Annotated in this window: 11 protein-coding genes; 4 read left to right on the plus strand and 7 right to left on the minus strand. The window is 52.9% G+C overall.

The features are described from left to right. Positions 1 to 415: 415 nt before the first annotated feature. The 3 genes from AC07RN_RS00005 to AC07RN_RS00015 are packed head-to-tail and all read right to left on the minus strand — an operon-like array spanning position 416 to position 3571. Positions 416 to 736: a YdbL family probable chaperone protein gene (locus AC07RN_RS00005; protein WP_478335248.1), complete on the minus strand. Its 321-nt coding sequence runs from the start codon at positions 734 to 736 to the stop codon at positions 416 to 418. A gap of 7 nt (positions 737 to 743) precedes the next feature. Continuing rightward, complete coding sequence (locus AC07RN_RS00010) at positions 744 to 935, minus strand: YnbE family lipoprotein (protein WP_012017335.1); 192 nt, start codon at positions 933 to 935, stop codon at positions 744 to 746. Further along, a complete protein-coding gene (locus tag AC07RN_RS00015; protein WP_478335249.1) occupies positions 932 to 3571 on the minus strand; it encodes a YdbH family protein in 2640 nt (879 codons plus the stop codon). The genes AC07RN_RS00010 and AC07RN_RS00015 overlap by 4 nt, the downstream gene beginning before the upstream one ends. A gap of 210 nt (positions 3572 to 3781) precedes the next feature. Between AC07RN_RS00015 and AC07RN_RS00020 the strand changes: the two genes are divergently transcribed. After that, on the plus strand, positions 3782 to 4771 hold the full coding sequence (locus tag AC07RN_RS00020) for a 2-hydroxyacid dehydrogenase (RefSeq protein ID WP_478335250.1): 990 nt from the start codon (positions 3782 to 3784) through the stop codon (positions 4769 to 4771). Between the two features lie 104 nt (positions 4772 to 4875). On the opposite strand, the gene AC07RN_RS00025 is transcribed toward AC07RN_RS00020, so the two are convergent. Together AC07RN_RS00025 and dcp are read right to left on the minus strand one after the other, a co-directional pair. Then, on the minus strand, positions 4876 to 5406 hold the full coding sequence (locus AC07RN_RS00025; RefSeq protein ID WP_478335251.1) for a hypothetical protein: 531 nt from the start codon (positions 5404 to 5406) through the stop codon (positions 4876 to 4878). A gap of 339 nt (positions 5407 to 5745) precedes the next feature. Further along, positions 5746 to 7785 carry a peptidyl-dipeptidase Dcp gene (dcp, locus tag AC07RN_RS00030; protein WP_478335252.1) on the minus strand — a complete coding sequence of 680 codons (2040 nt, stop codon included), beginning with the start codon at positions 7783 to 7785 and terminating at the stop codon, positions 5746 to 5748. A 153-nt stretch (positions 7786 to 7938) separates the two neighbouring features. On the opposite strand from dcp, the gene ydfG reads away from it, so the two are divergent. Continuing rightward, positions 7939 to 8685 (plus strand): bifunctional NADP-dependent 3-hydroxy acid dehydrogenase/3-hydroxypropionate dehydrogenase YdfG, encoded by a 747-nt coding sequence (gene ydfG, locus AC07RN_RS00035; RefSeq protein ID WP_407434708.1) that lies wholly within the window; start codon positions 7939 to 7941, stop codon positions 8683 to 8685. Between the two features lie 91 nt (positions 8686 to 8776). Beyond that, the gene (locus AC07RN_RS00040; protein ID WP_478335253.1) at positions 8777 to 9463 is read left to right on the plus strand and encodes a GntR family transcriptional regulator; all 687 of its coding nucleotides are present in this window, start codon (positions 8777 to 8779) and stop codon (positions 9461 to 9463) included. Between the two features lie 43 nt (positions 9464 to 9506). Here AC07RN_RS00040 and AC07RN_RS00045 read toward each other — a convergent pair whose 3' ends face one another. After that, on the minus strand, positions 9507 to 9938 hold the full coding sequence (locus tag AC07RN_RS00045; RefSeq protein ID WP_478335254.1) for a universal stress protein: 432 nt from the start codon (positions 9936 to 9938) through the stop codon (positions 9507 to 9509). 294 nt (positions 9939 to 10232) lie between these two features. On the opposite strand from AC07RN_RS00045, the gene ydfZ reads away from it, so the two are divergent. Continuing rightward, positions 10233 to 10436: a putative selenium delivery protein YdfZ gene (gene ydfZ, locus AC07RN_RS00050; RefSeq protein ID WP_012017327.1), complete on the plus strand. Its 204-nt coding sequence runs from the start codon at positions 10233 to 10235 to the stop codon at positions 10434 to 10436. A 44-nt stretch (positions 10437 to 10480) separates the two neighbouring features. On the opposite strand, the gene AC07RN_RS00055 is transcribed toward ydfZ, so the two are convergent. Continuing rightward, a complete protein-coding gene (locus AC07RN_RS00055; protein ID WP_478335255.1) occupies positions 10481 to 11944 on the minus strand; it encodes a mannitol dehydrogenase family protein in 1464 nt (487 codons plus the stop codon). Positions 11945 to 12001: the final 57 nt, after the last annotated feature.

Below are 12001 nucleotides of genomic sequence, written 5' to 3' on the forward strand. Positions count from 1 at the left end.
TGTGGTGGTACAGCACGAAAGTGGGGGTGGTCGACCTGAAGAAAAAGTCGATCACCCTGGGTAAAGGATGTTAAAAAGTGTTCACCATGTCTCCGAACACCTGTCTGCCATGTCTCCGGACCGTACACCCACGGGGAGAGGGAGAAAACACACAACGGCAGCACCGCCGAGCGCCGAGCGCCGAGCAGTAATGTCCCTGACCCGCTACGCGCGAAAAATGAAAACGGATGCAGAGGTTTTAGTGAAGGGTTTGCCGGCGGTTTAAGTGAAGTATTTGCCGACGCAAGCCCTTTATCAGCGGCCTTTACGATGGTCACTCTTTATCAGCGGCCATTACGATTATCACTTTTTATCAGAGGCGTGCAGGCCGTACTTTGGCGTCAAACCTTGCGAAGGTTTCAGGCACAATCAGGGCTTACTTTTTCAACCATTTCCCGTTAATGCCTTTGACGTATTCGCCCGGCTGCGCCCGTGAAACTAGCTTTTCCCCCGCCATTTTTGCCACTTCATCCACCGGCAGATTATTGCTGTCAGCCAGTTTTTGGTAGCTCTCACTGCGCGCGGCGTTGATGTCGCTCACCAGCGCCAAGGTTTCTGGATCCTGACGGACCGGCGCGAGGTAACCACTCAGCGTTTCCCCAACGCGCCCCTGCGCACGCGCTTCATTTAGCGTTATCGCCTGCGCCTGAGCGCTGATAGCCAGCACCAGAAGGCCGATTGCGAGTCGTTTTTTCATGGCATCCTCAGAACAGATCGCTGCGCGATTTCAGCAACGTTTCGACGTCTTTATCCACTTTAATATGGATTTCGTGTTCGATTTTGACGTTCATATTGATGGTGATCGGCTCTTTGGGGGCGGCCACTTCGATACGTGGCGTACAGCCTGTCAGCATTGAGACAATCACTACGCCCAGCGCGCCTGCCAGCTTTTTCATCGTTGTTCCTCACATTCCTTGCCTGTCGGACAGCGGGCTTCAGGTAACGCCGCATGTTGCTCAAGCCATGCCTGTAAATTATCGCCATAGCGCAGGCTGCGCCACAGGGTGAAAATGTTCTCTTCATGGGTGTAATTGAGGTTCACCGCATTGCTTTTACCTTCGACGCGGCTGGTGCCTTTTATAGCCGCCTGCATGGTCAGGACACCTAAATTATCTACATTGATTTTCGTCCACGAGCGAGAAATTTCCATATAACGAAGCCAGTTAATCGCCACGCCCGCCACCATATTGTCTTTGACGATGGCATCTGCCGTGTCTTTATCAATGCGTAACGTCATCGGGCCGGGGTTGGTTAACCAGCCGTCTTTGATTATCCATTTTTCGTTTTCCAGCCAGAACGGCAGCGCCCCGCTGACCGGGCCGGACATCGTAAATTGCTTCGGATTGACTGCGCTTATCAATTCGCTGGCAGAAATATTCTGCACCCGAAGCAGCGCCGGATCGTGTTGGGGCATCCGCAACTGTTGCATCGTGATTTTCCCACCCAGGACGTCGGTGCTGACGTTGGTGAGCAGGAGCGGATTGTCTTCATTCCACGGGTAATCGCCTTGCAAATCGGCCGTGATATTCCGCGCGGTGACCTGGTTAACGACTTCTGCGATACGCAACGTCACCGGACCGCGCGTTCCGAGCGACCATGTACCCTCGCTAAAGCGGAACGGCAGGACAAAATCCGCGCCGTTGATTTGGTTATCCGGCATCCAGACGCTGCCGCTTTTCAGCACGCCGTGCCCGCCCGCTTCAAAGCCCTGACCTGCAGCCGCCGAAAATGCCACTTGCGCATAAAGCTCACCCTCGCGCAAGTTCATTTTCCAGTCGGGCGGAACCAACGGCTGGAATACGTTGAGTGATTGTTTTGGCCACCACGCCTGGCCGCGCAGGCGTTCTCCGTCCCAACGACCGTTTACCTGAACCGGGCCAATCTTGCCCGCATGCAGATCGCCTTTAAACTGGAAAAACGTGGGATCACGCCCGTCGACGCTGAATTTAAGCGTCGAGGGCGGGAGTACGCTCCCGCCAGAAAACGTCGTCTGCTGCGCATCTAGCGATAGCGCCCCGCTAAAGTGCGGAGTGGTTTCATCACGCTGCCAGCGTACCGGGTGCTCCAGCACCAGTCGGGGTTTGCTCACCAGCATGGTGCCGTATTCCAGCTTATCGAATCCAGTCGACAACGCGGTCAACTCGATAGCACTGTCGCGCCATTCGCCTTTCCCGGCCACATCCCAGCGCGCATTCATCGGCGTGAAATGTCCGTCACCCCAGTAGCGCCAACGCCACAGACCTTTGTCCGCCAAAAAGTCGTTTGCCTGTCCGTCGAGATGCAGCACAAAATCACCCATCTCGTTTTCATGCGCCTTGAGGATCGCCTGCAAACGCCCGTCGACGCCGTTTTGCGAGAGCTTAACCCCCGCCAACGGCCAGCGAATTTCGTCTATATTCAGAGAATCAATAATTCGACCGCGCGAACGCAGCAGTGCGCCCGGTTCAAACGTCAGCTGCGGATCAGCCAGGCTGCCCGTAAATTGGGCCGGAAGAATGGCATACAGAATCAGATCGTTTTGTTTGGCTTCGCCCGTCAGCTGGAGCGGCATGGCGCTGTTGTCCATGCTGAGTTTGCCCGGCCCGAGGGTCAGCACCGCGTTCCCTTTACCGGCATCGCCCTGCGTCAGGATGTTCAGACGACCGCTGATCGTTGCGGATTCGAGGCCCTGCTGCCAGTTCTCCACTTTGACGCCAACGCGCCCACTCAGCGGCAAACCGGAGAGATCCCAGTGCCAGCGTCCGTCACTGACCGTTAACTGTTCTGCGGTAAGCTGCCAGGGCAAATCAAGCAGCGGATCGGGATTACCCCGCGCCATGACCACCAGCTGCCCACGGTTGTCTTCCCAGTCGAGATCGGCATCCACCAGCGACGGAATTTGTGGCACGTTAAACGTCGCCTGCGCGTGGCCTTGCACGGGAGCGCCATCCAGAATTAATGGCAGAGTAAATTCACCGGCCAGCTTGATAGGCTGTTCCGCCTGAGGAAGGTGAAGCTCGAACTCACTGATGGTCAGGCTTTGTCCACGTAATGTGCCGCGTACTTTGACCTGTTCACCCTGATAAGCGATTTCCTGCATTGATGGCGTCAATGATACGTTGAGCTTTCCCTGCCACTGTTGCCATGGCGACAACGTCAAACGATCGATGGTGAGCCAGGTGTACGGCAGCATAGATTGCCATTCGGCGAGCGTTTTGGGCGCGGCCTGGGATTGCTCGGCTTGCGGCAATTTATTGAGGCAGGCGGTATTGAGATCCAGCGCGCCGACCTCAAGTTTCCAGCGACTGGGGTGCGAAAGCGTGGCGTTCTCGACGCGGGCGATTTCGCAATCTTCGACCAGATAGCGGAGATCGGGAATCACAATGTGGTTACGGCTGAGGCGTGGGCTTTGCTCGAACGCAATGCGCGTCCCGACGGGCAGCCAAATCCCGGCAAGCGTCGGTACCCACTGGGCGAGCGTCATCAGCAGCGTCAGCGGCAAAAGTATGATCAGTAACAGGAGCGCGATTGCGGCTTTGTATTTACCCTTCATGGGCAGTTAATATCCTGATTTTGCGAAATAAATAAGCCTGCATTGCCCCGTATTGTGTCATGTTTAGCCAATCAAGTGTAGCCAACGCCTTTTTTAAGGATAGATGCTGTAAAATTATTCATCGAACTTATTGAAATCAATAATATTTTAGAAATTGTAAGAATATTTTAATCATGCTAACGTGAATGTAAAATCACTGGAGAAAGTCTTATGAAACTCGCGGTATATAGCACGAAACAGTACGATAAAAAGTATCTGCAGCATGTTAACGAGTATTACGGATTCGAACTTGAATTTTTCGACTTTCTGCTGAACGAAAAAACCGCCAAAACTGCGCATGGCTGCGAAGCCGTCTGTATTTTTGTGAACGACGACGGTAGCCGTCCAGTTCTGGAAGAGTTGAAAAAGCATGGCGTGAAATACATCGCTCTGCGCTGTGCCGGCTTCAATAATGTCGATCTGGACGCCGCCAAAGAGCTGGGTCTGAAAGTGGTTCGCGTTCCGGCGTATTCGCCTGAAGCGGTTGCGGAACATGCCATCGGCATGATGATGTCGCTTAACCGTCGTATTCACCGCGCTTATCAGCGTACCCGCGATGCGAACTTCTCTCTCGAAGGCCTGACCGGCTTCACTATGTACGGCAAAACCGCCGGGGTGATTGGTACGGGCAAAATCGGGATCGCCGCCCTGCGCATTCTGAAAGGTTTCGGCATGCGCCTGCTGGCGTTTGATCCGTACCCAAGCGCCGCTGCGCTAGAACTGGGTGTTGAGTATGTCGATCTGCAAACGCTGTTCTCCGAGTCGGACGTCATTTCTCTGCACTGCCCGCTGACGCCGGAAAACTATCATCTGCTGAATGAAAGTGCGTTCGAACAGATGAAAGACGGTGTGATGATCATTAACACCAGCCGTGGTGCTCTGATTGATTCTCAGGCCGCCATCGAAGCGCTGAAAACGCAAAAAATCGGCGCGCTGGGGATGGACGTTTATGAGAACGAACGCGACCTGTTCTTTGAAGACAAGTCTAACGACGTGATTCAGGACGACGTGTTCCGCCGCTTATCCGCCTGCCATAACGTGTTGTTTACCGGGCACCAGGCGTTTTTAACCGCCGAAGCGCTGATCAGTATTTCGGAAACGACGCTGGGCAACTTGCAGCAGCTGGAAAAAGGCGAAACCAGCCCGAACGAGCTGGCGTAAACATCTTAAAAAGCCGGGTTAAAATCCGGCTTTTTTATGCTGTGCTATTTTAGGGAACAACATCCCCTCGACGAACAGTAAGCATCCTGTACCTACGACGCGCACTACCCATTACCTTTGTCAGAGACAATAGTACATCGAGTAACAGGGCCATTTTCATATCCCTGAATCTCGAAGTCCGGGAAATCGGTCACTGTCACCATGCTATCGGATTGATAACTTTCAGGTGCATTACGCAGTTGGGATTCATTGTTTTTGGCCATCTCCGCAGAGTATGGACTTGTTATGCTGACGCTGTTCGGATCGATTTTATGTGTTTGGCCTGTTTCGTCTGTAATGACGTTGAGGCGGTAGTGTTGTGTGATAACAGGTAGGGTTGTGCCATTAGGTACAAACGTTGCGATAACCTGATATGTCCTGGTGCTACCCCGATTTGAAATCACCGTCATACTGTTTTTAAAATCCAGTGTGACGGGCTTTTGGTCGACGATAATATTCAGTGGAACATGACAAACAAGCTGACTACCCGCCTTTTGTTCTGCATTTAAACGCAATATTTCTTCATGCGCTGCCCCAAAACAAATTGCCGGGGTCAGCAGGAATGTTGCAAAAGCGAGGCATCTAAACATACTCATATTTTCCTTTCTTATCATACATTTCTAATATACGTGCGTTGTCTCATCTTAAAAACACCCCCTTGATAAATTAACTATGAAGATGCGCATTTACGCTATATATCATGCCAGTTCTCAAGCAAAGAGAAACGATTACCCGTTAACGAGACCTCCCCCTGCGGGGCCTATTGGATAAAAGTTTTTTTACATGCATCGATGTAAGGAAATATAGGATCCAAAACGTGACAATATTTGGGATGGTTAACCGTGGAATTGCGGACGCGGAGCCATTTTGTGAAAGGAAATCGAATATAAAAAACCGGGTATCGCACCCGGTTCTTTTTCCAGCATAAATAAAGCTTATCCGTTCAAGCCACGATTCACCAGCATCGGTTCAAGCTTTGGATCGTGTCCACGCCAATCACGATAAAGTTCAGCTAAATCCGTGCTGTTCCCGCGCGATAAAATGCCTTCACGGAATTTCTGTCCGTTCTCGCGCGTCAATCCGCCGTGCTCTTCAAACCACTGATAGCCGTCGTCGGCCAGCATTTGCGTCCATAAATAGGCGTAATACCCCGCCGCGTATCCACCGCCGAAAATATGGGCAAAATAACTGCTGCGATAGCGCGGTGGTACGGCAGGCAGATCCAGCCCCTCTTTTTTCAGCGCGGCAGATTCGAAGGTGTCGAGTTCTTCCACGTTTTCCTGCGCATCAATCGCATGCCAGTTCATATCCAGCAGCGCCGCGCTAAGCAGTTCGGTCATGTCGTAACCTTTGTTAAACTGCGTGGCATTGAGCATTTTCTCGCGCAGGGCATCTGGCATCGGTTCGCCTGTCTGATAGTGCCGGGCAAAACGGGCAAAAACCTGCGGATGGCTGGCCCAATGCTCATTGATTTGCGACGGGAATTCGACGAAATCGCGCGGCGTATTGGTCCCGGATAAGGTAGCAAAACGTTGATTGGCAAACAGGCCGTGCAGGGTATGGCCAAATTCATGGAACAGCGTGATGACGTCGTCCCAGGAGAGCAGCGCCGTCTGCCCGTTGGCCGGTTTTTGATAATTACAGACGTTGTAAATCACCGGGCGTGCGGCAAACTCGTGCGATTGCTCAACGAAATTACCCATCCACGCCCCGCCACCTTTGGAATCCCGCGCGAAGAAATCGCCGTAAAACAGCGCCATGCCTTCGCCGTTATGATCGAATATTTCCCACACGCGCACATCCGGGTGGTAGACGGGAATATCAAATCGCTCGACAAAACGGATGCCAAAAAGCTGGCTGGCCACCCAGAACGCACCATCCTCCAGCGCTCTGTTAAGTGCTAAGTACGGTTTGATTTGCGATTCATCCAGTGCGAATTTCCCCAGACGCACCCGCTCGGCGTAAAAGGCCCAGTCCCAGGCCTGCACGCTGAATCCGCCCTGCTCGTCGTCGATTACCGTCTGGATATCCGCCTGTTCCCGCTCGGCGCGAGCGCGTGCTGCCGGAACGATTCCGCGCATAAATGCCAGCGCTGCCTCCGGGGTTTTCGCCATCTGATCGGCGGTGCTCCAGCTGGCGTAATTGTCAAAGCCAAGCAGTTGCGCCTGCCGCGCGCGTAACGCCACCAGCCGACGAACGATGTGCTGCGTATCGTTTTCATCACCTTTTTGGGTGCGTAACCAACCGGCCTTAAACAGATTTTCGCGCGTTTGTCGATCGCGCAACGCTGCCAGCACGGGCTGTTGAGTGGTGTTCAGCAGGGGAATCAGCCAGCGATCGGCTAGCCCTTTGTCAGTGGCGGCCTGCGCGGCAGACGCGATTTCATCGGGCGATAATCCATCGAGCTGATGAACATCATCCACCACCAGACCACCGGCTTTATCCGCTGCCAATAGACGTTGATTAAACTGGCTGGTCAACGACGCTGACTCGGTATTGAGCGCTTTTAGCTCCAATTTTTGCGCATCACTGAGTGTTGCGCCCGCCAGGACAAAATGCTGATACGTCTGTTCGACCAAGCGACGCGACTCGCCATCCAGCGATTCCCGCTCTTGCCAGACGGCCTCGACGCGAGAAAACAGCGCGTCATTCAGCCAAATATCATTGGATAACCCCGCAAGTTCGGTAGAGAACGCCTCATCGAGTTCCTGAAGATAATCGTTGGTATGGGATGACGTCATGGCGAAAAATACGCTGCTGACGCGGGAAAGCATGACGCCACTTTTCTCCAGAGCCAGTACGGTATTGGCGAAATCGGGCGCAGCCGTGTCTGCAATAATGGCGGCGATTTCCGCCCGCTTCTGGCGCGTCGCCTCATCAAACGCCGGGCGATAATGGCTGTCCTCCATAATATCAAAACGAGGCGCCTGGTAAGGTAACAAGCTGACTTCAAAAAACGGATTGGCAACGGACATGTTTAACTCCTGCGCAGTATCATTTTCCCAGAGTAAGACAGGCCGCTGCGGGCTGCAATCCCTGGCACACGTCGGGTAACAAAAGTTGCCTTAACGCCGTGCCAACGGGCGTGCTATGGTAATACAACACAAAAAGCGTTGAGGAACAGTGAGATGATTATTTTAGTTACCGGGGCAACGGCGGGTTTTGGTGAAAGCATCACGCGTCGCTTCGTCGCCAACGGACACAAAGTGATTGCAACCGGCCGTCGTCAGGAGCGTTTACAGGAGCTGAAAGACGAGTTGGGCGACAGTATTTTGACGGCACAGCTCGACGTGCGTAATCGCGCCGCAATCGAAGAAATGATGGCAAATCTGCCTGCGGACTGGCGTGCTATCGACGTGCTGGTCAACAACGCCGGTCTGGCGCTGGGCATGGAACCGGCGCACAAAGCCAGCGTTGAAGACTGGGAAAACATGATCGACACCAACAATAAAGGGCTGGTGTATATGACTCGTGCCGTTCTGCCAGGCATGGTCGAGCGCAACCGTGGTCACATCATCAATATCGGTTCCACCGCGGGTAGCTGGCCTTACGCGGGCGGCAACGTCTACGGCGCGACGAAAGCGTTCGTTCGCCAGTTCAGCCTGAATCTGCGTACCGATTTGCATGGCACCGCTATCCGCGTCACGGACATTGAGCCAGGCCTGGTCGGCGGCACCGAGTTCTCTAACGTGCGATTCAAAGGTGATGATGCGAAAGCAGGCAAAACCTATGAGAACACCGAAGCGCTGAGCGCTGAAGATGTCACCGAAACGGTCTGGTGGGTGGCGACGCTGCCAAAACACGTCAATATCAACACCGTCGAAATGATGCCGGTCAGTCAGAGCTTTGCCGGTTTAAGCGTGCATCGCGGCTGATAAATTCCTGCCCGGCCTTCGGGTCGGGTATGGGATGCCCGTCAAAAGAATGGTAGTATTCACGGCTTAACTCTCTGAGAAATCACACGCTATGGCCGCTGAATCGCAACTCAATCCCACCCAACCTGTTAATCAGCAAATTTATCGCATTTTACGTCGCGATATCGTGCAGTGCCTGATCCCACCAGGAACGCCCCTCTCTGAAAAAGAGGTGTCGGTGCGTTTTGACGTGTCTCGCCAGCCGGTGCGTGAAGCGTTTATTAAACTGGCGGAAAACGGTCTGATTCAAATCCGCCCGCAGCGTGGCAGCTATGTGAATAAGATTTCGCTCTCGCAGGTGCGTAACGGTTGTTTCGTTCGACAAGCGATTGAGTGCGCGGTGGTGCGTCGTGCGGCCTCGCTGGTGGACGATCATCAGTGCTATTTGCTGGAACAAAATCTCCATCAGCAGCGCATTGCCATTGAGCGTAAACAGCTCAACGATTTCTTCCAGCTAGACGATGAATTCCATCAGAAGTTAGCGCAGATTGCCGATTGCCAGCTGGCATGGGACACCATCGAAAATATCAAAGCGACCATTGACCGGGTGCGTTACATGAGTCTGGATCACGTCTCACCGCCTGAAATGCTGTTACGTCAGCATCACGATATTTTCACCGCACTGGAAAAGCGCGATGGCGAAAGCGTTGAAAAAGCAATGACCCTGCATTTGCAGGAAATTGGAGAGTCCGTGCAGTTAATTCGCATGGAAAATAGCGACTGGTTTACCGAAGATTAATTTATGCCGCATTCGCCGGAGCGTGGCGGACGCGGCATAATATTTAACGCACGACTAATACTGGAATTTTGGCATAACGGATCACGGATTCCGCATTTGAGCCTAGCAGATGTGACGACATTCCCGGCGTTTTTGACCCAATCACAATAACGTCGTAATCCTCTTTTGTACTCATCGCGATAATTTCATCGCGCACGTTGCCAAACCGCACTTCAGTTTTAATATTCTCAGGCGCGATAGCAAATAAACGTTTCAATGCGTTCATCTTTTTCTCTGATTCCGACACCATAAATGTCTCGAATTTTTTGATGTCAGAGTTGAATCCTCGCAATAAAGAGCGGCTGCTGTTCGGCAGGATGTTCAGCAGCGTGATGCTTGCGTTATCGGTTCTTGCCAGGAACTCGGCGTGGCGTACCGCTTTATCACTTAAGTCCATTTCAAATACATCAACAGGCATCAGTATTTTCTTGTACATAAGCCTTCTCCTTCTCATATAAATAGATTCTGTTCACTAAAAATAGAGTGCCATGCAGAAGCCAAACAAAGGTTAAACAGTCCGTCGCTGAAACTATCGCTAAAAGAAAACAAATGTCGGGTTTGTCAGTTCACGTCGTTATTCGTCAGAAGGATGTAAGATAAAAATTAACGAAAATAAATGTGATTTTGATCAAAAACAAAAAAATAAGATCTGAACAGGCGTATTTATATTCGCCGTCAGCGGTGCAGAAATGACAGCGTCGCGATGTGTTGAATTTGAGGAGTGATAATTATGATGACCTATGACCGTAACCGTAATGCTATTACGACTGGCAGTCGCGTGATGATTAATGGCACGGGCCGCACGGGGAGAATTACCGCTATCCACACGGATGGCCTTACCCCAGCGCAAGTACGCCGCGGCAAAACGGTGGAAGTAGAAGGATGTGAAGGGAAGTTTGAACCGGTCGAATTGATTCGCCTGGGGATGCACTGATCTTTGCAACGATATGCCGCCGCGAACGGCGGCATAATGGAGCCCTACATTGCTGCGGCGTACTGCGCGACAGTCGCTTGAGCGCCCTTTTCTACTAACGTCAGATACGATTTCATCACCGCGTCCACAAACGTTTCTTCCAGCGGCAACTCTTTGCCGAAAATCGCCTCAATGCCGAGCAAAGCCCGTACGCGGCTCTCCCCTTCGACACTCCCGTTTACCGCGGCCTGAATCACGGTCAGTAATGGATCGCAGACTTCAATTGCATTTCCGCGCTCATCAATACCGCCGACATAACGCATCCAGCCCGCAATCCCCAGCGCCAACAGCGGGAAGCTACGCTGATTCACAAGATGCCAGCGCACAGAATCCAGCATACGCTGTGGGAGTTTTTGGCTGCCATCCATCGCGATTTGCCAGGTACGATGGCGCAGCGCCGGGTTGCTGTAGCGCGCAATCAGCAACCCGGCATAACGCCCTAAATCGACACCTTTCACTTTCAGCGTTGGGGCTTGCTCTTTTAGCATCAGCGCGTGTGCGGCGTGACGATAATTTTCGTCTTCCATACAGTCATTAATGTGCTGGTATCCCGCCAGATAACCGAGATATGCCAGGAACGAGTGGCTGCCATTCAGCATGCGCAATTTCATCTCTTCGAACGGCACCACGTCGGATACCAGTTCAGCACCGGCCTTTTCCCACTGCGGACGGCCGGCAACGAAATTGTCTTCAACTACCCACTGGCGGAACGGCTCGCACGCCACACCGGCAGGGTCACGCACGCCCGTGATGCGTTCAATTTTATCGAGCGTTTCGGCCGTGACTGCGGGAACGATGCGGTCGACCATCGTCGAAGGGAACGTGACGTTAGCTTCGATCCAGTCCGCCAGCTCGGCGCCCACCGCGCGTGCATACGCGCAGGTGACATTGCGCATCACATGGCCGTTTTCCGGCATGTTATCGCAGGACATCACGCTGAAAGCCGGTAACCCCAGCGCTTTGCGTCGCGCCAGCGCCTCAACCACCACGCCCGGCGCTGATTTTGGTTGATGCGGGTTTTGCAAATCGGCGGCGATTAACGGGTGATCGAACATCAATTGCCCGGTCGCAGGCGCATGGCAGTAGCCTTTTTCAGTAATGGTGAGGGAAACAATGGCAACCTGTGGCTCACACATCGCGTTTAACACGGTTTCAAGGCCGTCAACCTGAGCGTGAAGCGCCTTTTTCACGACACCCACCACGCGTGCGGTCCAGGCATCAGCAGACATTTCCGCCACGATGTAAAGATTATCCTGGGCAGTGAGATCGGCAATCTGCTGCTCGCCACCAATCAGGTTAACTTCGCAGTACCCCCAGTCGCTGGCATGCTCAGCAGCCAAAATATCGGTATAAACCGCCTGGTGTGCACGATGAAATGCCCCAAAACCGAGATGGACAATCCGTGCCTTCAGAGTGTCGCGATTGTACTGTGGGAGCGTGGCGTTGGCCTTTAACAACGGGTTTTCCATGATTGTGACTCGTTTAATAAATGAAGCTGAGATTCGCTGTCGCTCCTGAGAACGACA

Source organism: Lelliottia sp. GFLA7, assembly GCF_056490165.1.